General features: G+C 44.7%; 17 protein-coding genes and 1 tRNA gene. 9 read left to right on the top strand and 9 right to left on the bottom strand.

Translation table 11 applies throughout. The annotated features are described in order from the left end of the window. Positions 1 to 16: 16 nt before the first annotated feature. The 3 genes from P5683_RS10625 to P5683_RS10635 all read right to left on the bottom strand — a co-directional run bounded on the left by P5683_RS10625 (position 17) and on the right by P5683_RS10635 (position 2,113). Entirely contained in the window at positions 17 to 199 is a 183-nt protein-coding gene (locus tag P5683_RS10625; RefSeq protein ID WP_008049629.1) for a hypothetical protein, read from the bottom strand. Beyond that, positions 170 to 242, bottom strand: a tRNA-Phe gene (locus P5683_RS10630). The genes P5683_RS10625 and P5683_RS10630 overlap by 30 nt, the downstream gene beginning before the upstream one ends. 104 nt (positions 243 to 346) lie before the next feature. After that, positions 347 to 2,113, bottom strand: a complete 1,767-nt coding sequence (locus tag P5683_RS10635; RefSeq protein WP_006620472.1) for a fibronectin type III domain-containing protein — start codon at positions 2,111 to 2,113, stop codon at positions 347 to 349. A gap of 201 nt (positions 2,114 to 2,314) precedes the next feature. Between P5683_RS10635 and P5683_RS10640 the strand changes: the two genes are divergently transcribed. The 4 genes from P5683_RS10640 to P5683_RS10655 all read left to right on the top strand — a co-directional run bounded on the left by P5683_RS10640 (position 2,315) and on the right by P5683_RS10655 (position 7,038). Continuing rightward, a complete protein-coding gene (locus tag P5683_RS10640) occupies positions 2,315 to 4,138 on the top strand; it encodes an aspartate kinase (RefSeq protein WP_006620471.1) in 1,824 nt (607 codons plus the stop codon). 206 nt (positions 4,139 to 4,344) lie between these two features. Continuing rightward, a complete protein-coding gene (locus P5683_RS10645) occupies positions 4,345 to 5,433 on the top strand; it encodes a permease (protein WP_006620470.1) in 1,089 nt (362 codons plus the stop codon). A gap of 11 nt (positions 5,434 to 5,444) precedes the next feature. Further along, entirely contained in the window at positions 5,445 to 6,248 is an 804-nt protein-coding gene (locus P5683_RS10650; RefSeq protein WP_006669904.1) for a TIGR03943 family putative permease subunit, read from the top strand. A 37-nt stretch (positions 6,249 to 6,285) separates the two neighbouring features. Continuing rightward, positions 6,286 to 7,038: a DUF4079 domain-containing protein gene (locus P5683_RS10655; RefSeq protein ID WP_006669903.1), complete on the top strand. Its 753-nt coding sequence runs from the start codon at positions 6,286 to 6,288 to the stop codon at positions 7,036 to 7,038. Here P5683_RS10655 and P5683_RS10660 read toward each other — a convergent pair. Both P5683_RS10660 and cobA read right to left on the bottom strand, forming a co-directional pair. Beyond that, entirely contained in the window at positions 6,980 to 8,224 is a 1,245-nt protein-coding gene (locus tag P5683_RS10660) for a HEAT repeat domain-containing protein (protein ID WP_006620467.1), read from the bottom strand. The two genes, P5683_RS10655 and P5683_RS10660, sit on opposite strands and share 59 nt — an antisense overlap. Continuing rightward, complete coding sequence (gene cobA / locus P5683_RS10665) at positions 8,224 to 9,009, bottom strand: uroporphyrinogen-III C-methyltransferase (RefSeq protein ID WP_006620466.1); 786 nt, start codon at positions 9,007 to 9,009, stop codon at positions 8,224 to 8,226. The genes P5683_RS10660 and cobA overlap by 1 nt, the downstream gene beginning before the upstream one ends. Before the next feature lie 268 nt (positions 9,010 to 9,277). Here cobA and P5683_RS10670 point away from each other — a divergent pair, with 268 nt between their 5' ends. The 5 genes from P5683_RS10670 (at position 9,278) to P5683_RS10690 (ending at position 14,531) form a co-directional block, all read left to right on the top strand. Further along, on the top strand, positions 9,278 to 10,834 hold the full coding sequence (locus P5683_RS10670) for a ferredoxin--nitrite reductase (RefSeq protein WP_315639807.1): 1,557 nt from the start codon (positions 9,278 to 9,280) through the stop codon (positions 10,832 to 10,834). A gap of 122 nt (positions 10,835 to 10,956) precedes the next feature. Continuing rightward, complete coding sequence (locus P5683_RS10675) at positions 10,957 to 11,622, top strand: Uma2 family endonuclease (protein WP_008049641.1); 666 nt, start codon at positions 10,957 to 10,959, stop codon at positions 11,620 to 11,622. 66 nt (positions 11,623 to 11,688) lie between these two features. Further along, complete coding sequence (locus P5683_RS10680; protein WP_187757999.1) at positions 11,689 to 13,143, top strand: NAD(P)/FAD-dependent oxidoreductase; 1,455 nt, start codon at positions 11,689 to 11,691, stop codon at positions 13,141 to 13,143. A gap of 24 nt (positions 13,144 to 13,167) precedes the next feature. Further along, complete coding sequence (locus P5683_RS10685) at positions 13,168 to 13,821, top strand: HAD family phosphatase (RefSeq protein ID WP_008049643.1); 654 nt, start codon at positions 13,168 to 13,170, stop codon at positions 13,819 to 13,821. Between the two features lie 317 nt (positions 13,822 to 14,138). Beyond that, complete coding sequence (locus P5683_RS10690; protein ID WP_006620460.1) at positions 14,139 to 14,531, top strand: PleD family two-component system response regulator; 393 nt, start codon at positions 14,139 to 14,141, stop codon at positions 14,529 to 14,531. On the opposite strand, the gene cheB is transcribed toward P5683_RS10690, so the two are convergent. The 4 genes from cheB to P5683_RS10710 all read right to left on the bottom strand — a co-directional run bounded on the left by cheB (position 14,521) and on the right by P5683_RS10710 (position 21,293). After that, positions 14,521 to 15,657 (bottom strand): chemotaxis-specific protein-glutamate methyltransferase CheB, encoded by a 1,137-nt coding sequence (gene cheB / locus P5683_RS10695; RefSeq protein WP_006620459.1) that lies wholly within the window; start codon positions 15,655 to 15,657, stop codon positions 14,521 to 14,523. The genes P5683_RS10690 and cheB overlap by 11 nt on opposite strands. Before the next feature lie 95 nt (positions 15,658 to 15,752). Then, positions 15,753 to 18,314: a hybrid sensor histidine kinase/response regulator gene (locus P5683_RS10700; protein WP_006669638.1), complete on the bottom strand. Its 2,562-nt coding sequence runs from the start codon at positions 18,312 to 18,314 to the stop codon at positions 15,753 to 15,755. Positions 18,315 to 18,342: 28 nt separating this feature from the next. Beyond that, on the bottom strand, positions 18,343 to 19,749 hold the full coding sequence (locus tag P5683_RS10705) for a methyl-accepting chemotaxis protein (RefSeq protein WP_008049645.1): 1,407 nt from the start codon (positions 19,747 to 19,749) through the stop codon (positions 18,343 to 18,345). A gap of 89 nt (positions 19,750 to 19,838) precedes the next feature. Beyond that, positions 19,839 to 21,293 carry a methyl-accepting chemotaxis protein gene (locus P5683_RS10710; protein WP_315639811.1) on the bottom strand — a complete coding sequence of 485 codons (1,455 nt, stop codon included), beginning with the start codon at positions 21,291 to 21,293 and terminating at the stop codon, positions 19,839 to 19,841. Positions 21,294 to 21,415 lie beyond the last annotated feature (122 nt).

A 21,415-nucleotide genomic window follows, 5' to 3' on the forward strand; every position in this document is an offset into this window, starting at 1 on the left:
ATATTTGACAGATTGACTAAGTTGTGCTTGTTGACTGAGTAATCATCCTATTGACAGAATTATTTTCCTGTGCTAGGACTAGATTGTGAGTAATATCTGAGTAATTAGGTACGACTACCGGGTTAAGTGTTCCCCGGCTATCGCAGTCAGGATCAGGTTTTTCCAAAAATGCCAGGAGGCGGACTTGAACCGCCGACACGAGGATTTTCAGTCCTCTGCTCTACCGACTGAGCTATCCCGGCTTATTCCCACGATTAACTATCGTATCAGCAGTAAATCGATTTTGTCAACCCCCTAGGCGGAATTTTTTTGATAGTGAACTCAAAAGCCGATGTATATGGGTTGATCAGCTATTGGGGGTCAATAGGGAAAACTCATCAAATTTGATCACTTGACTATTAGGCTGTTCTGTGTTAAAGAGATAGCTGCTAACAGTAGCCGTCCCCGTGTCCAAAATACTAAAAACTGTAATATCATTACTAGCGATATAGGGTTGAGGTGCGCCATCTCTATCAGAAACGGGACTAAGGTTAGGAATGATAGGTTGGAGTCCGTTGGGGTCTCCTAGGGGGGTATATTCTTCGGTAAATGCTGGGGGAACAAATCGGCGATTATTTCCCCAAGCCGCACCATAACTATTTCCGACATTGGAAGATTCTAAAAAGTTAATTCCGGTGGGTCCTATAAATCGGTTCCACAGGTGGGAATGTCCGTAATACACCAGTTGCACTCCGGCGGCTTCTAATAATGGCATAACATCCCTAATTAAATAATCAGATGGTTTGGGATATTCATAGCGAATCATAATAATCTTGCCGTTATTATCAACAGTCTTAATTTGCACAGGGTCTGTATAGGCGGGAACTATATTATCCCCTAAAGTGTGGGGAGGGTGATGGAACATAACGATTTTATATTTAGCCTGTTGAAATTCCGGGCTATTGAGTTCCTGTTGTAACCATATATATTGTTCGCTTCCGGCGGAAATAGGTTCAAACAAATGTTGTCCATAGCCCCAATTTTCCGGACGGTCAAAGTCTGCGTCTCTTTCTCGATAACGTCCTCTAGCGTGGGAGTCTAACCTATCAACTCGCCAAACATTAGTCGCCAATAAAACTACTAACCGGACATCTCCAAAGGTAGTAGCATAATAATTTTGAGGAGAATTGGGGAGAGTAAATATTTGTTTATAGGTATCTAAGTTGAAGCTATGGTCTTGGATCCATTGTTGTGCTATGTCGGGGTCATTATTGGGGTTGATGGTGGCAGAATTTTGTTGATAAAGCTGTTGGGCGGCAAATTGAGGGTAACTATTATTAAACTGGTTGTTTAAGCTGTCGGTTTCGGAAAAAGCCCCCATGATTTCATGATTTCCAATAGCGGGGAATAAGGGTACATTTTGAATTAAAGCGCCGCCTTTATAAGTAGTGGTAACACCATTTTTTTCGAGTTGATAATGGGCGCGACCTTGCAGACAGGGGAAAAAGGCCCCGCCGCGATTATCGTCGAACCATTCGGAAGCGCGATCGGGAATATTGACTAAATCACCAGCCATAAAAACAGCATCAATATCGACTGTTCTTGCACCTATATTGAGATTGGCGGCGGTCATGGGTTTAAGTTGGTGGTCGGAGGTGAGGAGGATTTTTAAAGGTGTCCCGGGTTGGGGTAAGCCAGCTAGGCTGAACACTTGGCTACTGATGGGGATGCCGTTGTCTGTGGTACTGTGAACTTGATAGGGAACCCGTTGGCCTGGGGTTAGGTCTGTAATAGTGGCTTCGTGTCGCCAAATGGGTCTGGAAATAGGTTGGGTGTAGATGCGGTTGTTTGGGGTTTGGACCCCTACCCAGGAATTTTGGTCTTCCCGAGTGCGAGTTAGTTGGGAGGTGGTGGCGATCGCATTTTGTTGGAGGTCTACCCCATAACTCACCTGATGATCAGAACCAGAAAACTCGGTAAACCACACGACCCGGACTGAGTTTTCTGTGGGTAGCTGTAAAAAAGGATCGCTAAGGAGATGAGGTTGTAAGGCTATTGAAACCATAATCAAAATCGAGATCACACTAGACAGTAACAGACCAAAAATCCCAAAATAGCGGGTAGCAGGAATCATGGGTGGAGGGGCGATCGCACCCGACTACAAACCGATCATAAGAAACCTATTAAGTTAAACGGTATCAGAAAAGCCGGCAATTTTTCCCGAATCTTTCCGATACAATATGGGGGATGTCGCGCCCTCGGTCTGGTGAACATGGGCAACCGCGTACAATCCTGGGTGTAACCTATTGTTGAGTTTCCTTATGGTGGAATTACTATGCTGATTGTTCAAAAATATGGTGGTACTTCTGTTGGGTCAGTAGATCGCATTCAAACGGTAGCCCGTCGGGTGGCGCAAACAGCCCAAGACCATTCAGTGGTGGTGGTGGTTTCGGCTATGGGAAAAACTACTGATGGTTTGGTGAAACTAGCCCAGGAAATTTCTAGCCATCCCTCTCGCCGGGAAATGGATATGTTGTTATCTACTGGCGAACAGGTGACGATCGCTTTAATGAGTATGGCACTACAGGAAATGGGACAACCAGCCATTTCCATGACCGGGGCGCAGGTGGGAATTGTCACAGAGGCTGAACATAGCCGCGCCCGGATTTTAAATATCCAAACTGAACGTCTAACTCGTCACCTAAAAGAAGGCAAGGTGGTAGTAGTGGCCGGTTTCCAGGGAATTAGCGATCGCGAAGAATTGGAAATTACCACCCTAGGACGAGGAGGGTCGGATACTTCTGCAGTCGCTTTAGCCGCAGCATTACAAGCCGATCGATGCGAAATTTATACCGATGTACCTGGAATTTTAACTACAGACCCCCGCATTGTTCCTAAAGCACAGTTGATGGATGAAATAACCTGTGATGAAATGCTGGAACTTGCTAGTTTGGGGGCAAAAGTTCTCCATCCCCGGGCCGTGGAAATTGCCCGAAATTATGGGATTCCTTTAGTAGTGCGATCGAGTTGGACTGATGATCCTGGTACACGGGTGACTTCCCCACCACCAGAGGTGCGACCTGTGGAAGGGTTGGAACTGGTGCGACCTGTGGATGGGGTAGAATTCGATCGCGATCAGGCGGCGGTTTCCTTATTGCGTATTCCCGATCGCCCCGGAATTGCAGCCCGTTTATTCGGGGGAATTGCCCTCCAGAAGCTGAATGTGGATTTGATTATTCAGTCGATCCATGAGGCGAATATTAATGATATTACCTTTACCGTCACTCATAACTGCTATAAACGGGCGATCGCTGTAGCTGACGCAATTTTACCAACTTTGGGACGCAACAATGACCCCGAAATTGGAGAACCGGAAGTGCGAGGCTATGATAGCCCTATTGCTAAAGTTAGCATTGTTGGGGCCGGGATGATTGGTCGCCCCAAAGTCGCTTCCCAAATGTTCCGCACTTTGGCGGAAGCCGGAATTAATATTCAGATGATTTCCACCTCCGAGGTTAAGGTTAGTTGTGTGATTGATGCCAATGAGTGCGATCGGGCGGTGGCTGCCCTCTGTCAAACCTTTGATGTGCTAACCCGTAACACCAAAAATATTCCAACTGTTGATCGACCTCATCTTCCGCCAGTGCGAGGGGTCGCCCTAGACCGTAACCAAGCCCGTTTGGCGATCCGCCATGTTCCCGATCGCCCCGGAATGGCTGCCGAGTTGTTTACTCTGCTGGCACATCACAATATTAGCGTTGATATGATTATCCAATCGCAGCGCTGTCACCAGGTTAATGATATTCTCACCCGTGATATTGCTTTTACTGTCGCTCAAGGTGATGCAGAAGAGGCTAAACTCGTGATTAAAAAGGCGATCGCTAAATGGGGTTATGGAGAAGTTACCCTGAATTCAGCGATCGCTAAAGTTAGCGCCGTAGGGGCTGGAATGGTCGATCACCCCGGAGTCGCCGCCCGTATGTTTGAAGCCCTCGCCGCCGAAAATATCAACATCTCCATGATTGCCACTTCCGAAATTAAAATCAGTTGTGTAGTCGATGAAAAAGATGGCATCAAAGCCGTCCAGGCGATTCATGATGCCTTTGGTTTGTCCGGCGATGAGGTCGTGACTATTCCCACCCCCGCCGCTGCCTTGTAGAGTCAATAAACCCCCTAGGGCGGGTTGATTAATCTGCTCATCTATACCAGGTGATGATTAATCAGGGAACCCGCCCCCTCCAGACCATTACTCGTGGACAATCGCCAACTGATCAATAATAACTACCATCGGAAGGTGTACAATGTAGCCGTTAACCAGAGAGTGTGTAGTGCGAAAGTAGTGTCAACCATTCAAATTGAGACAGGATGCCATCAATAATAGTTAGCAAACTGAACGCTGTTTTCACCCTGTTTCTCAGCCTGTTAGTGGAGGCTATGCCCTTCCTGTTACTGGGTGTCATGTTGTCCAGTCTACTGCTGTGGTTAGTGGATGAACGCAAACTTCTATACTACGTTCCAACTAACCCTTTCCTGGGGGCGATTTTTGGCAGTCTGTTCGGGTTTATGTTTCCCGTGTGTGAGTGTGGAAATGTTCCCGTTGCCCGTCGCCTCTTGAGTCAAGGAGTACCTGCCTCAGCAGCGATCGGCTTTTTATTTGCTGCCCCCACCATTAATCCTATTGTGATTTGGTCAACTTGGGTAGCCTTCCGGGGACAACCAGAAGTCGTCGTTTTACGGATTTTATTTTCCCTGATAATTGCCATAACATTAGGCTTGGTTTTTAGCGCCCAAAAAGACCTGCGGCCGTTTCTACAAAAAGCCCTCGCCCGTTTAGTTCCTCAACCTGACTTCACCGAAAAAGCCGTCGATGAGATGCCCAAATCTTCCCTACTAACATCGGGAACTTATATTATGGGTCAGTCAGCCACACCCGTGCGTTTGCAGTCCATGCCTATGTGGAAAGCTGAGGGAAAAGGCGTTCAAGCCGTGGCTACTATGCCTCAAACAAGTGTCAGTTTCTCCTCTATTTTTATCCGCCCCACCCGCGACCGGGTTGGTTTAATGATTGAAAGTGGGGTGCAGGAGTTTCGAGAATTGGGGGGAATGTTGGTAGTCGGAAGTGCGATCGCTGCTATTATTCAAACAGTAATACCCCGCGAAATTATCCTCAGCCTAGGTTACGGTCCCATTTCCTCCATTCTGGCTATGTTATTACTAGCCGGAGTAGTTTCTATTTGTTCCACAGTTGACGCATTTTTTGCCCTCTCTTTTGCCGCCACTTTTACCACTGGTTCTTTACTAGCATTTTTAGTATTCGGACCCATGATTGATATTAAAACCGTCGGCTTGATGATGTCGATTTTCCAAACTCGCGCCATCATTTATCTGATGATTCTCGCTGCCCAGCTTACCTTTTTGCTAACCTTGGCTGTCAATCTCAATCTGAACTATTAATCTCAGCGCCTATGAACCGTGTTAGACCTCCATTAAATGGATTACCATCTCGTTTACAACTGTGGTTGCAGTCTCCTTGGGTGGACGCTATAGCTATATTAGCTTGGGGATTCCTCCTCCTCAGATATTGGCTGGCTGGACGACTTTATATCCTCATTCATCCTAACTATTTCCCCCTCGCTATCGGTGGCGGTTTTCTGTTATTAATTTTTGGAGGATTTCGGATTTGGGAACTGTCCCATAATTACCAAAAAACTGAAGCTCAGATAGACCAACAATCCCTACAACATATTAGTTTATTTCCCAAAGGTTGGAGTACCGCCCTACTCTTAATTTCTGTCCTGTTAGGTCTTTTCATTACCCCCCGAAATCTTGGTAGTTATGTCGCCTTACAACGGGGTATCATGGAGTCTTTACCCGCTACACAAATTCAGCCCCAAGAATTTCGTACCGCTTCTCGACCAGAAGAGCGATCGCTGATAGAATGGATTAGGCTACTTAATGTCAATCCCGAACCGGAGACATATAGAGGTCAAAGAGTCAATGTCACCGGGTTTGTCGTTTATCCCCCTAACCTTCCCCAAAATTTTATCTTTATTACCCGGTTTGTAATCACCTGCTGTGCCGCTGATGCTTACCCCATTGCGCTTCCTGTCATGCTTCCTGACAATAACCGGGGGGCATATCCCCAAGACAGTTGGCTACAGGTTGAGGGTGAAATGACTACCGAAGTTCTCAATAATCAACGGAGGTTAACTATCAAAGCCGACAGATTAACCCCTATTCCAGAACCTCGAAATCCCTATGAGTATTGATGTTTGATAATTGCAAATTGTTTTCGGAGACTTGGAAATGCAGCTAATCGATTTCATGAGTTTGATTCATCCATTTCTAGCCATAGTTGTCGTATTTCCCATAATTGGAATTTCTACCCACATGGCTTGGCAAACTCGTCAGCGTCGCCTACAAACCCTAGAAAAAGGAAGCACAAGTCGCATTCCCCCAATGGTAGGTCGGGAACACTTAAAAATGGGGCGTTGGCTGACCGGAACCGTCGTAGGAGTGACCCTGATTGCTTTAGCGTATTCCATTGGATTTAAGGGGGTATTTAAGGAACTTTCTGATGAGAATATGTTTGAGGCTATTTTTATAGTTTTAATCTTTATCGGAACGATCGCCTCCTTAGTTTTTCTGTACCGCGCTAATGCTAATCAACCCCTGTGGCGGGGTGTTTTTGCCACCTTAACCGGGGCGGGATTAGTAATTTTGGGGGCGCAAGATGGGGTATTTCGCCGAGGTTATGAATGGCACTTCTCCCATTACTATTATGGCATTACTTCCGCTTTATTGATGATTTTTGCCTTGGCAATTGTTCCCGATATTTACAAATCCTACAAATGGCGCATGGCTCATACCATACTTAATTGTATAGCCTTATTGTTATTTATAGGACAGGGATTTACCGGGTCTCGCGATTTGTTGGAAATACCCCTGAGTTGGCAACTAGACCATCTGAGAAAGTGCGATTGGGGCGCGCAAACTTGCCCTAATAATTCCCAGTCTCGCACACCGGAAGAGTTGATAATTCAGGCTGTGTCGAAATAGTCTCTAATTGTCGGATAGCAGCGATCGCATGAAATTTGACACTATCATTAACATCCGTTTGGAGGACTTGCAGAACCTCCATAGTTTTCGCATCTCTTAACTGACCTAAAGCGTAAGCTAAAGCCTGTTTAATCCGTGTTTCGCTGAGGCTAGGATGTTCGGTTCTGAATAAATCTAGCAACATTTGACCCGCCTGATTTTTGAGATTAGCAGTTTTTAAGCGACCTAACAACTGGATAGTTTCCAGGATAACTGTTTCGTGAAAACCTGATATACATTGAGCAATGCAGTCTAAACCTGCTGAACTTTCCATCCAAATTAACGCTTTAATACAGGCAATTTGTAAAGGAATTGGGGTCAGCGAAGATTGTAAAATTGTTGATAGACTTTCAATAGCTGCATCCGTTTTTAAGCGCCCCAGAGCCATTGCGGCTTGCTGACAAACAGTGAGGTTAATATCATACAGTAATGGGTCTATAGACTCTACCAAGTGCCATTGTGTGGCTATATCTGACCGAAATCCTAAACTAATCACCGCTTCCGATCGCACTATGGCTGCATGGTCTTCTAGGGCATTAATTAAAGCCGGAATTACCCGATCATCCCGAAAACTTCCCAAGGTTTCAATGGCGATCGCCCTCACCTGGGGGTCGGGGTCTTCAACAACAGTTAACAGGGGAGAAATCACCTCGGAAATCCGAATTTGAGATAAGGCGCGCACACCCATAAGACGGGTTTTGGGGTCTTCTAAAAGAGTAGTTAAACTTGCTACCGTCTCCGGTCCTAAATTCGCTAAAGCACTAGCAGCGATCGCTATCAATTCATCATCAGCATCGCTACTGAGGAAATTCACCAAACAGGCGATCGCTTCTGGGGTATGAAAATCGCCTAAAATTCGCCCTGCAAACCATCTATATTCTAGATCTGCTGCTTCATCCTCGAAAATTTCTATCAACGGGACACAGGCTGATTTACCCAATTTCGGCAATAGTTTAGCTACATCCCAACGGGTGTGAAAATCTCCATATTGTAAAGTGGTTAAAGCTAAAGCGATCGCCTCTTCCCAGCCATCATTTTCCCCACTCACACCAAACTGTTGTAGGCAATAAACAACCTGAGACCAATCTTGATTATCACTAGCAACCTTAGCCAAATTAACCAATTCATTCATATCATCAAATTCCATTATTTAGTGATGATTTTCAGAGGTACAGGACGACATCCAGACAGAACATTATTTAAGCCAACCACCTCACCAATAACAGCAATAGCTGGCGCTTCAAAACCCGTATTTTCAACCTGTTCAATAATAGTGGCTAAAGTACCTTGTAATTCCTCCTGGTGCGGACAAGTTCCCCAACGAATTAAAGCTATGGGAGTTTGGAGGCTTAAACCACCAGCTACCAAAGCCTCAATAATATTACCCAAATTCTGAACCCCCATATAAATAACAATAGTTTCAGAACCCTTAGCAATAGCCCCCCAATTAACCTCTGGGCGATACTTTCCCGCCGCTTCATGACCTGTTACAAAAGTCACAGAAGAACTATAATCACGGTGAGTTAAAGGAATCCCCGCATAAGCTGGCGCGGCAATACCAGAAGTCACACCCGGAACCACCTCTACCGGAACTCCCGCCGCGATTAAAGCCTCCATTTCCTCCCCACCACGACCAAAAACAAATGGATCGCCGCCTTTTAAACGTACAACTACCCCATGAGTTTGGGCTTGCTCAATCATTAATTGTGTCGTTTCCTCTTGAGGTAAAGAATGGCGACCCCGACGCTTTCCGGCATGGATTTTTTCAGCCTTGGGGTTAATCATTGCTAAAATTTCTTCACTCACCAAAGCATCATAAATAACCACATCCGCTGATTCAATCAAAACCTTGCCTTTTAATGTCAGCAAACCCGGATCACCAGGCCCTGCACCCACTAAATACACCTTGCCAATAGCTTGATTTTTTTCCATAATTGCACCTCGTTAATTAATTACTAAATAATACCCAGACATTAGATAAGTTTAAACTTTCGGTCATCAGGTTGATGAACCCAAATTATGGTGAATTTCCCCGTAATTTGGTATTCAAAAATACTAAAATCTGATTAATATGCGTTTTTTACATATTATATATGCAATAACTGCAAACTCTTGGATTTTATGTATCTTAAACTACAAATTATCACTGATTCTGAATTTAATCTACAAATCATTGTTAACCTCAGTTATAGATAAACTCATGGTTGTCGCCTCTGAACCCAAAGTCAAACTCAATAAAATCGAAAAAGCTAAAGCTGATAAAGATGGATTAGCTGTTAAAGACGAGTTAGAATATTTTGCCAAAATCGGTTGGGAAGCCATGGATAAAACCGACTTAGAAATGCGTCTTAAATGGCTGGGGGTGTTCTTCCGACCTGTTACTCCCGGTAAATTTATGTTGAGATTACGGATTGCTAATGGTACTCTCAACAGCGCACAAATGAGGGTATTAGCCGAAATTGTCCAACGCTATGGAGATGATGGTAGCGCCGATATTACTACCCGCCAAAATATCCAATTACGCGGTATTCGTTTGGAAGACCTCCCGGATATTTTTGCCCAAATGAAAGCTATAGGAATGACCAGCATTCAATCGGGTATGGATAATGTTCGCAACCTGACGGGTTCTCCCATTGCTGGTATTGACCCGGATGAATTGTTCGACACCCGAGAATTGTTGCAAAAATTGGAGAGTGTAATCACCAATCAAGGTGAGGGTAATTATGCTTTTTCTAACCTTCCCCGTAAATTCAATATTGCTATTGAAGGGGGACGAGATAATTCCATTCATGCTGAAATTAATGATTTGGCTTTTGTGCCTGCTTATCGCGATCGCATATTAGGATTTAATGTCCTCGTAGGTGGGTATTTATCCGCACAACGTCAGGTGGAAGCTGTGCCGATTAATGTTTGGGTTCCTGCTAACGATGATGTGATTAAACTTTCCATCGCTATCCTAACAGTTTACACCCAAAATGGTCTCTCTGAAGGATTGCGGGAAAATCGCCAACGCGCACGTTTGATGTGGTTGGTGGATAAATGGGGCGTAGAAGGCTTCCGGGCTAAGGTGGAGGAAGAATTTGGTCAAACTCTCGCACCAGCCGCCTTAAAGGATGAAATAACCCAGGATAAGAAAGATTATTTGGGTGTTCACCCCCAGAAACAACAGGGATATAAGTTTGTTGGGTTGCACGTTCCGGTAGGGCGTTTATCCGCAGACCGAATGTTTGAAGTAGCCCGTTTGGCGGAGGTTTATGGCCAGGGAGAAATTCGCCTGACGGTTGAGCAAAATTTGATTATTCCTTATATTTCGGAGGATAAATTAGAGGCGTTTTTGGCGGAACCTTTGTTAGATATTTTCTCGATTAATCCTGCCCCTTTGACTCGATCGCTTGTCTCTTGTACGGGAAATAATTATTGCAATTTTGCTTTGATTGAAACTAAACAACGGGCTTTAAAATTAGCTCGAGAACTTGATGAGGAGTTGGAAATAAGCGATCGCGTTCGTATTCACTGGACTGGTTGCCCTAACTCTTGCGGACAGCCGCAAGTGGCTGATATCGGTTTCATCGGTACTAAAGCCCGTAAAGATGGTAAAACAGTGGAAGGTGTTGATATCTATACCGGCGGAAAAGTAGGTCATGAGGCTGAGTTGGGAAGTCGTTTAGAAAAGGGTGTAGCTTGCGATGACCTCAAGCCAATTATCCGGGATTTGTTAATTCAAAAGTTTGGCGCACGTCCTAAGCAAAATCCCTAATGATCTCAGCACCATGTCTAGCCCTATAGCCCATGGTGCTGTCTATCTCACCCTATAGCCAACAGCCACAGCTATGATATAATGAATCAAAGAAATATCATCATAGCCATGATGACAAGTCTATGACAAGCACTCAAGACAAAATCACGGTCATTTATCCCGAATCCGATGGCAATCCTATGTCAGATAATACTAAACAATTTCGCTGGATTGTTGTTATTAAAGAAAACCTAGAAATCTTGTTTGATGATGATCCTAATGTGTTTGTGGCTGGAGACTTACTCTGGTATCCTCAGCAGGGTGATAATAAAATACGTCAAGCCCCTGATACGATGGTAGTATTTGGGCGACCTAAAGGCGATCGCGGTTCCTATCAACAATGGGAAGAAGGTAACATACCACCACAAGTGGTTTTTGAAATTCTTTCACCGGGAAATCGCTTGAAAGAAATGGCGAGAAAATTTAAGTTTTATGAACAATATGGGGTTGAAGAATACTATATTTTAGACCCCGATCGCCTAGATTTCAACGGTTGGCTGCGTAGTAGTGATGGGACTCTCGAAGTGATCGACGAACCGGAAAATTGGACGAGTCCCCGCTTAGGTATCCGGTTTGAATTGAAAGACGGAAACTTTACGATTTATCGCCCAGACGGTGAACGATTCCTTACACCCACCGAATTGGCTAAACAGGTGCAAACTGAACGCCAAAGGGCTGAAGCCGCCGAGGACAGGGTGCGTGAATTAGAAGAACGTTTGCGACAGCTAGAAGGCGATCGCCATAATTAATCTATATTTTTTGGGGTAAAATTGGGTAAAATCTGAAGATATGATAATAATTCCGTCTTACCCAAAATGCTCGATTATGATGTAGTTATCATTGGTGGCACTTTAGCCGGACGTAAAGCCGCTATAAACGCCTCTAAAATGCAGGGTCGGGTAGCACTATTGGAACCTGACCCACCCCCTGTTCCTGGTCAAATTCTTGGGGCTAACAGACACCACCCCCTTTTACAGATAGCTAAGGTAGCTAAACAAATGCGCCAGGTGTCACAATTCGGCATCGGTTGGGAAACCGCCGATCGCACCCTACCAGAAAATATTTTGATACAGTGGGACTCTAGTTGTCAATGGAGTGAATATATCACCACTAACCTAGAAAGTATTTATTCTCCGGCGGCGATCGCTTCTTTGGGGGTAGATATGATTTTTGGGGTAGGGGAATTTATTAGAGAACCTCGGCTGGCTTTGAAGGTCAATAATCGAATTTTGCGATCGCGTACTTTTTTACTGGCTATGGGTTCCCAACCCCAAATTCCCGACATAGAAGGATTGACTCTTACCGGATATTTCACCGCCGATACTCTTCATAAAATTACCAAAATTCCTAATCATGTTGCCCTCATTGGCGGCGACCCTAGCGCTGTGGAATTAGCCCAAATATTTAGGCGTTTGGGAAGTGATGTTACCATCATAGTTCGCAGTAACCACATACTACCGAGAGCAGAACCCCACACCGCTTTTTTGCTGCAATCTTTGTTAGAAGCTGAAGGGGTGCGGGTGCTGACTAAAACCCCTGTGATTCAGGCTAAACAAATTGATGATACCAAATGGATACAAGCCGGAAATAAGGCGATCGAAGTTGATGAAATTATCCTAGGTATCGGTCGTCAGCCTAATTTGTGTGGCTTAAATTTGGATGATATCGGAGTTCAATTTATTGGGGGTTATTTGCAGCTAAACCCTCGAAGGCAAACCACTAATCATCGAGTTTATGCTTGTGGAGAATTGGCGGGGGGTTATCCTATGCCTCATCTAGCTGAATATGAAGCCCAAGTCGCCATAAAAAATGCCCTATATTTACCCATATTTTCGGTCAGTTATGATCATGTTCCTTGGGTGATTTTTACTGACCCACCTTTAGCTAGGGTCGGTTTGACTGAAACTCAGGCGCGACGGCGCTATGGAGACCGGGTACAAGTTAGCCGCCAGATGTTTAAACAGGTTCCTAAAACTCAAATTTTGGGGGAAATTATGGGTTTTTGTGAGTTGGTCGGACATTCTGATGGTCGGCTTTTGGGGGCTACTATTTTCGGGGTTGGCGCTGATGAGATCATTAATTTTTTGGCGATCGCTATTCAAAAACGTATTACCATCAATGCGATCGCTAATTTTACCCCTCCCTGGCCAACTCTTACCGGGATAATTTCCCCAACCGCCGCCGCTTGGGTTCATCAACGACATCGAAACCAAAAATTTTGGTATAATACCCTAGAAAATATCTTTCACTGGCGCAGGTCTAATAATTAATTACTCAGATAGTGGATTTACATCATGCTGAAAGCGATTATTTTTGACTTAGATGGGACTCTGGCTAATACCGACCCTATTCATTATCAGACTTGGGTTGATGTCCTCAAAAATTATGATCTGGAAATTAACCCGGATTTTTATCGAGCTAACATTAGCGGACGTTTAAACCCTGATATTGTCCGGGATATTCTCCCGCAACTTTCCCCCGCAAAAGGGCAGATTTTGGCTGACCAAAAAGAAGCTATATTTCGTGAAATTGCCGGGAATTTAAAACCTTTACCCGGTTTAACCAAGTTGTTGGCTTGGATACAAAAACAGCAACTGCAAACTGCTATTGTTACTAATGCGCCTAGGGAAAATGCCGCCTTTATGCTGAAGGTTTTAAACTTGGTTGATTATTTCCAGACCGTTATTGTCTCTGAAGATGTCGGGGTGGGTAAGCCTGACCCGAAACCTTACCAGGTCTGTTTACAACAGTTGAATATATCCCCTCAAGATGCTATCGTTTTTGAGGATTCTACCTCCGGAATTAGATCAGCCGTTGCTGCTGGAATAACTACTATTGGTGTCGCCTCTACCCATGACCCCCAGATCTTAAAAAATTTCGGCGCAACTTATGTCATTGAGGATTTTAATAATCCCCAGTTATGGCAGGATTTGGGCAATTGTAAATAGTTGTAAATAATGCTTGACTTTGTGCTTGACTTTACTTATGCTTTTATCATAATGGGATATTGGCGAAATTCCAAATCAGGCACACATCTAATTTTTTAATATATTATAGTTTGATGTTACCAAAATCGTGAGCAATAGTCAACCTTTTTTGGGGGGGGAATTTTCAGATTTAACTTTTTTTTAATATTACAGTTAACAGTTGCCAGGTAAGCGATCGCCTGGGGGGGGGTAGTTTAAACACAGCACAACGATATAAACTAATAGTATAGCTCAATCGTGAGTCGGGGTCTGCCGCGTCACGGAGGGAAAGATAATCAATGTCTGTTAATCAAAGTAGTCAACAAGCAACCGTCCTAGCAGTAGATGACAGTACAGTTATGCAGGGCCTAGTCAAACAAGCCCTATCTAATACTTATAACGTTTTGCTGGCTGATAATGCCGTCGATGCCTTATCAGTTATATATCATAACAAAGTTTCCGTGCTACTGCTAGATGTATCGATGCCAGGAATAGATGGATTAGAACTATGTCGGACAATTCGGAGTATCCCGCAATTTCAGGCATTGCCAATTATTATGCTAACAGCCCGAGACGGGGCCTTTGATAAAGTGCAGGGGCGACTAGCCGGGGCCACAGAATACCTAACCAAGCCTTTTGATGCCCAGAAATTGTGCGAGGTAATTGATTCGGTATTGAACGTTAAGACTTGATGCCCAAATTAATCATATTTAAAATCAAGGGAGCGATCGCCTCTACCGGGAGAATGTGGCTCGCCGCCCCCAGAGCGATCGCTTCTCGGGGCATTCCAAAAACCACACAGCTTTCCTCATTTTGAGCGATAGTGATACCGCCCCATTGTGTAATTTCCATCATTCCCTCAGCCCCATCGCGGCCCATACCCGTTAATAATACTCCCAGAGTGTGACTACCGTAGAAATTAGCCACAGACTTCATAGTTGCGGTCACTGAAGGTCGATGTCCCCCCAAAGCCGGACTAGAAGAATACAAAAACCGACCATTGCGATCGATTTCCAGGTGTTTCCCCTCCGGGGCGAAATAGACATTTCCCCGTTGAGGCAAATCTCCTGCCTGAGCAATTTTAACCGATATAGAACACTGACAATTCAACCAATTGACCAATCCCTGCAAAAACCCCTCACTAATATGTTGAACACAGATAATCGGAACCGGGAGCTGAGGGGAAAACTGAGTCAGAAGGGTATGGAGAGCCTGGGGTCCTCCCGTAGAGGCACCAATCACCACCACCCGAACAGATTGAGAGCGATGGGGTGAAGTCTTTTTCTGAGGGGAAAAAGAAGTTTTCTGAGGAGTAGGAACCGCCACCGGACTATTAACTCTGCTCCCCGAATAGGATGGACTCGCCGCCGGGGAAGTCGCCTTAACAGTAGCCCCCCGTCGATGCTTAGTAAACACCTTAACCCCAGCCAGAACTCTAATTTTATGGATCAGTTCCCTACCCGCTTGCTGATAGTCAGAAGCCAGCCCAGTTTTCGGCTTAGGAAAAACATCAACCGCCCCCGCATTGAGAAGTTGAAACACATTGTAAGTATCCTCAGCCTGGACAGATGCACTAATTACCAGAATCGGCTTAGGGAAATTAGCCATCACCTCTCCAGTAAATTCCAGGCCATCCATGTGAGGCATATGTAAATCTGTGCAAATCACATCTGGCTGCAATTGAGGAATTAAAGACAAAGCCTCCAAACCGCTGCGAGCAGTACCCACAACCAGAATATCGTTGCATTCAGCCAAAATGCGTTTGAGAATAATCAGAGCAACTGGGGAATCTTCCACCAGCAAAACTCGAATCGCCATGTTGATTTTGCGTGTGTTAAAATACCGGGTGGGTCTAGCGGTTACAGTATATGACCGCCAGCCAGACCAATGAGCTCATCCCCCGTTGGATGCAGTCAAACTAATCGGCTGAGAGTTTGCAGGAGGATATCCTGGTTAAATGAGCCTTTAGTGATGTAGGCATTAGCTCCCGCTTCAGCACCCCGGCGTTTATCGTCATCAGAAGCAAGAGATGTCACCAAGATAATTGGTAACTCGCTATATTCTTGATGTTCGCGGATTTTGGCAGTGAATCCCAAACCATCTAAATTAGGCATTTGGATGTCGGAGATTACCGCATCAAAGGAGCGAGTTTTGAGTTTATTTAATCCGTCTAGTCCATCGACTGCTGTAACCACCTCATAACCTGCTGCTTCCAAAATACGCTTTTCTTGAGTGCGAGTAGCAATGGAGTCCTCCACTAATAGAATAACAGATGGGCGATCGCTTTCTAAATCCAACTCATCTGAATCAGAAAGACTAATAGAAGCCGAGGATTTCCAATTTTTCCGCACCGAGCGAATCATATCTTGGGGATTAAGCACCATACACACTTCCCCCGTGCCCAAAATAGTCGCCCCAGCAACGTTCCTTACTCGTCGCAGTAGTTGGCTTTGGGGCTTGAGGACAACATCTTGTTCATCAATAAGCGTGTCAACGAATAGGCCTAGTCGATTTTCCCCCATCCTTAGAATTATACAAGATCTAGCCTTCGATGGTTGAGATTGATTTCGGTCATGGCTCAGATTAGCTTCCCAGGGTCTGACATTTTCCCTCAGCCTTACCGATAGCATATCCCCTGTTGTTTCTCGTTCCGACTCATCTCGCTGAGACTTCCGTTGGTGATTCCAACCCCTGATAGCATTACGGTTAGATTGCAATTCTAGCAAGTCCACTAAACACATCACCGACACAGGTTGGTCATCAAAAAGAATCGTATCTCGACCCTCAATGGCAAAAATATCCGCATCATCCACCAATAGGGTAGTTTGCACATACTCTACAGGAATCGCATAGGAAATGCTATCAACCGCCACAATCAACACATGGGCTGTAGCCAGGGTAGTTCCCAATTGAATGCGGAAAGTAGATCCCCTTCCAGAGGTCGAATCAACGTTAATCGTCCCTTTGAGGTGTTCAACATTAGTCCTAACCACATCCATACCCACACCCCGCCCCGAAACCTCTGTCACCGATTTACGGGTAGAAAAACCGGGAGTAAAAATCAACGCTTGAATTTGTGGGATAGTCATTCCCACCAATTCTTCTGGCTGACAAATTCCCCGTTTAATGGCGGTTTGTTTAATTTGCTCAATATCTAAACCTCGGCCATCATCGCTCACCTCAATCACCACACTGGTAGCCGTTTGATATCCCCGTAGGCGGATAGTCGCCTTGGGTGGTTTTGCCCTTTTTTGACGTTCCGTGGGAGTTTCTATGCCATGATCAACAGCATTACGCAAAATGTGCATTAGGGGGTCTTTCATCTCCTCTAGGATGCGTTTATCCGCCCTAGTTTCGCCGCCCTCAATTACCAATTCTATCTGTTTATTCTGTTCCCTAGCTAAATCCCGCACCATGCGCGGAAATAGGTTAAATATCGTCGATAGGGGTAACAGTCGCAGGGTACGCACTCCCTCTTCTAGTTCGTCAGAAATTAAATCCAGACGAGCCATATCTTCATAGATGGAAGTTCTTAGCTGATTGACTAATGTGCTAAGAACCTCTAAGCGATCGCCTGTTCTTTGGTGGTAACTTTGTAATTGTCCCATCGTACCCTTACCATTAGATAAACCCTCCTTAGCTTCCAGGTCATGGAGAGCAAATCTATTGATAAAAGCATCCCGACTCCATTCTTCCAATAGGTTGGTAATTTCCTCAATTTCTGCTAACCTATGGGCAATGCGAATTTTAGTTACCGTCAACTCTCCCGTTTGAGTCATCAGAGCATCCAGGTTTCGTGTCGCTACCCGAATTGTCTCAATTTTATAGGTCGAACTAGGGACAACTGCTCGACTAGCAGGGGCTGGATTTTCTACTTCAATAATTGGACTAGCCCCTTGTTCCGGGTTCTCTGGGGTTTGCTCATCCTTCCTGAAACCATCTAGCGGGGCTGGTGTTTCTTCGGTCTCTGGGATAGTTTCCGCCTCTTCCTCCTCGTCTTCCGTGGTTGTTGGCGCTGTCAGGTTCTCATCCCCAGACTCATCAGAATCAGCTACAGCAGCCGTCTGAGTCTCTGTGGGTGGCGTAGTTTCCCCTTCTGGCTTCGCCCCCATTAAATTCGCTAACACATAAAAGGCGTTAACCCCGCAAGGTTCCCCAGTAACAGCTTCTGTCACCAGTTTCCGAATTGCATCAAGTCCTTGACCCATGCGATCGCTCATTTCATGGGAAAACGTATCCTCTCCCCTATTTATAGCCCCTAACAGGTGTTCTAGTTGGTGAGCCAGGGTAGAAACATCCTTAACCCCCAACATTCCCGCATCTCCCTTCAAACTGTGAGCTTCCCGCAGCAGTTCATCTATTTTCCCCTTATCGTGAGGGTTTTGTTCTAGGTACAGAAAACCATCATCAAGTTTTTGTAAATGTTCCTCACTGGCAATTTTAAAGACTTCCCGCAATTCGTCATCTTCAATCATGGTAATTTCTCCTAGCCATAAACTCTTGCTAAACCAGATTTTTTAAGCCCTGGGCGGTATTATTAAGTTGCTCAGTACCTGCTCGACTTTGAGCCAAACCGTTCGCTGTTTCTTGCGCCGCAGTATTTAGGCTATTCATCGCATCAATCACCTGCTCTACCGCCATCGCCTGTTGTTTAGTATTCAGAGAAATTTGTTGAATATTCACCGCCACATCATTGATAGAAACGATAATTTTTTCCACAGCCTTCGTCCCCTCTTCCGTTACTATCACAGTAGAATTAGCCGAATTTTGAATATCAGCAATTAGAGAGCCAATTTTTTCCGCCGACTTGCGACTTTGATCAGCTAATTTGCGGATTTCACTAGCCACCACCCCGAAACCTTTACCATGTTCCCCTGCTCTGACCGCTTCCACCGAAGCATTCAAAGCCAGCATATTAGTTTGATTAGCTAAATCACTAACCAAATTAGTAATATTATATATCTGGCTGAGGTTTTCACTCAAACGCAGGATTTGAGCCTGAACCTGTGACATTTTTTCCCGCAAACTCGGACTACCATCTAATGTATCTTCTTGGCGATTACTTCCCGCCAAAGCCAGCACCTGACGCGCTCCCGAAGACGCAGCAGAAGCCTGTTCAGAACACTGACGGGAGGAAGCCCCCAACTCATCCATACTCGTGCTAGTTTCATTCACAGAAGCAGCCTGTTGAACAGCCACCCTTTCCTGTTCTTCAATAGTAGTAGCAATCTCCGTAGCTGCTAGGGCGATGTTATTGGCTTCTTGGGTAATTTTCTGAACAATAGTAGTGATAATCCAACTTCCTAAAATAATCGAAACTATCACCGCTAGACCAATACTAACCCACACAGATGATAACAGATTATTCAGAGCTTGGCTTTGGCTGGCTACTCGCATATTTACCAGTTCCGCTTCCCGACTCTTCATCTGATCAATTAACTTAGCAGTATCCTCAGCAACTCTGATCCCTATGCCATTTGCTATCCAGGTTTGACGAGCTGCTTCTATGTCACCAGCCCCTACTATTTGGATTAGACCCTCGTGAAATTCGACTAAATCATCATACTGTTTCCGAATTTCCTCCATGGTTTTAAGTTGATTTTCATCAGTCATAGTTTCTGTTAACGAACCTATGATTTGATTAGCATCATTTTTGGCTTGATTCCAGCTATTTATAGATGTAGGATTGTTGGCAATCAAATAGCCTCTCAGGGTTCTGGACATAGCCTGAAGATTCCAGGATATCTCAGCAATATCTTCAGCTATTTGACGAGATACATTTAGTTGCTGGGCTTCGCTTTGCACCCGACCGACGTTAACAGAAACCACCGTGGCACTAGCAATCATCAGGAATATGGGAATAGTATATCCTCCCACAATCCAGTATCTTAACTTTTTAAACATCAGCATTTTTCGTAACTCCTAAAAATGTTAAATAATCGTCAATCCGCTAAATTTACTGTCTGAATATCCCCGGTTTATGAATATTCAAATTATCCCTAAATAATGGACTCCAGCTCATCAGCTATATGTTTTAGCTGTTCCATGCCTTTTTTGGTTTGTCCGATACCATTGGCGGTTTCGTTGGCTCCCTGCTTTAGGGAATTCATGGCTTCCAAAACCTGATTAATGGCGAGGGTTTGTTGCTTAATATTCAGAGATATTTGTTGATTATTCACAACTACATCATTTACTGCTTCTTTGACACCTAAAAAGGCTTCGGCAGTTTTTTGGGCGACATCAACATTGGAGCGAACTGTTTTAGTTCCCTCTTCTGTGACCATCACGGTGGAATTAATCGCGGTCTGAATATCGGAAACTAAAGTACCGATTTTTTGGGCGGATTTCTGACTCTCATCAGCCAGTTTGCGGATTTCGGTGGCAACTACCCCAAAACCGCGACCATGTTCTCCGGCTCGTACTGCTTCAACAGCGGCATTTAGGGCTAACATATTAGTTTGATTAGCCAAATCAGCGACTAATTGGGAGATGTTACCAATTTGATTGGTCTGTTCACTGAGGCGGAGAATTTGTTGGGCTATTCCCTCTACTTTATCTTGGAGGGTTGCCATCCCTTCTAAGGTGCTATTAACTGCAGTTTGACCACTTTCGGACAGGGATAAAGCCTTTTTCGCTCCGGTGACGGCGGCTTCTGCTTGTTGGGTAGCGGCTTCGGAGGAGGCTCCTAATTCATCCATGGTGGAGGTGGTTTCGCTAACGGCTGCTGCTTGTTCTGTAGCAATGCGTTCATGTTGTTCTGTGGCGACAGCAATTTCTGTGGAACTCTCGGAAATAGCTTTAATGGTTTGTTTAAAGGTGTTAGCAATAGATTGGCTTAAAAAGTAACCTAGGGGAGAGGCGATTACTATGGAAAGTAAGATTAATAATCCAAATAATAACAGGGTTTCATTTAATACGGCGCGAGCTTTCTCTCTTTCGATTGAGGCTACCCGCAGTTGTAAATCAATTAACTCCTGAAGTCTGGCGGTGAGGGGGTCTATGACATCATATAATTGTCCGTCAAAGGCGGCTAAGTCTTCGGGATTGCCTCTTTGTAGGGCTTGTTGCAGTTCGGTAATGCGATTTTGGGCGGGAAGAAATAATCGGTCAATTTCGTTGACGAGTTCTCTTTCTTCTGGTGTTAATTCGGTGTTTTTATAACTTTCCCAGTTAGTGCTAATTGTTTCTATGGAACGATTAACAGTGTTTAAGGCTGCATTGGTGCTGATTAAGCCACTATTGGCTTTATTGACGGCATCAATTATCTGAATAGCATAGGCATCGGAGATATTTTTGATTTGCTGAAGGGGTATAACCCGATCATCATAGATAGTGCCAATGCGCGAATCGATGCGCCAGAATGAAAAAACCGAATAGCTACTTATAGCTAGGATGACTGTGGCGGGTATCAGGAAGAAACCGCAGTAAAGTTTGGTGGTTAATCTTTGCATCATGTTAGTAAAAATAGGCGCTGATTGGCATTGCTGTCTATAAATGGTCGAGGGTCGGAGGGTCGGCAACTGTGGCTAATCTGAAAAAATAGCTAAATTCTGATTATCACTACTATTTTACGCGG

This window comes from Limnospira sp. PMC 1279.21 (assembly GCF_032349615.1).
GTDB lineage: Bacteria > Cyanobacteriota > Cyanobacteriia > Cyanobacteriales > Microcoleaceae > Limnospira > Limnospira fusiformis.

Bases quoted from the DNA above. Each gene is read 5' to 3' on its own strand.
- P5683_RS10650 (WP_006669904.1), top strand. From the start codon at position 5,445: ATGAACCGTGTTAGACCTCCATTAAATGGATTACCATCTCGTTTACAA.
- P5683_RS10655 (WP_006669903.1), top strand. From the start codon at position 6,286: ATGCAGCTAATCGATTTCATGAGTTTGATTCATCCATTTCTAGCCATA.
- P5683_RS10710 (WP_315639811.1), bottom strand. From the start codon at position 21,293: ATGATGCAAAGATTAACCACCAAACTTTACTGCGGTTTCTTCCTGATA.
- cobA (WP_006620466.1), bottom strand. From the start codon at position 9,009: ATGGAAAAAAATCAAGCTATTGGCAAGGTGTATTTAGTGGGTGCAGGG.
- P5683_RS10680 (WP_187757999.1), top strand. From the start codon at position 11,689: ATGCTCGATTATGATGTAGTTATCATTGGTGGCACTTTAGCCGGACGT.
- P5683_RS10685 (WP_008049643.1), top strand. From the start codon at position 13,168: ATGCTGAAAGCGATTATTTTTGACTTAGATGGGACTCTGGCTAATACC.
- P5683_RS10645 (WP_006620470.1), top strand. From the start codon at position 4,345: ATGCCATCAATAATAGTTAGCAAACTGAACGCTGTTTTCACCCTGTTT.
- P5683_RS10675 (WP_008049641.1), top strand. From the start codon at position 10,957: ATGACAAGCACTCAAGACAAAATCACGGTCATTTATCCCGAATCCGAT.
- P5683_RS10660 (WP_006620467.1), bottom strand. From the start codon at position 8,224: ATGGAATTTGATGATATGAATGAATTGGTTAATTTGGCTAAGGTTGCT.
- P5683_RS10640 (WP_006620471.1), top strand. From the start codon at position 2,315: ATGCTGATTGTTCAAAAATATGGTGGTACTTCTGTTGGGTCAGTAGAT.
- P5683_RS10635 (WP_006620472.1), bottom strand. From the start codon at position 2,113: ATGATTCCTGCTACCCGCTATTTTGGGATTTTTGGTCTGTTACTGTCT.
- P5683_RS10705 (WP_008049645.1), bottom strand. From the start codon at position 19,749: ATGCTGATGTTTAAAAAGTTAAGATACTGGATTGTGGGAGGATATACT.
- P5683_RS10670 (WP_315639807.1), top strand. From the start codon at position 9,278: ATGGTTGTCGCCTCTGAACCCAAAGTCAAACTCAATAAAATCGAAAAA.
- P5683_RS10700 (WP_006669638.1), bottom strand. From the start codon at position 18,314: ATGATTGAAGATGACGAATTGCGGGAAGTCTTTAAAATTGCCAGTGAG.
- cheB (WP_006620459.1), bottom strand. From the start codon at position 15,657: ATGGCGATTCGAGTTTTGCTGGTGGAAGATTCCCCAGTTGCTCTGATT.
- P5683_RS10690 (WP_006620460.1), top strand. From the start codon at position 14,139: ATGTCTGTTAATCAAAGTAGTCAACAAGCAACCGTCCTAGCAGTAGAT.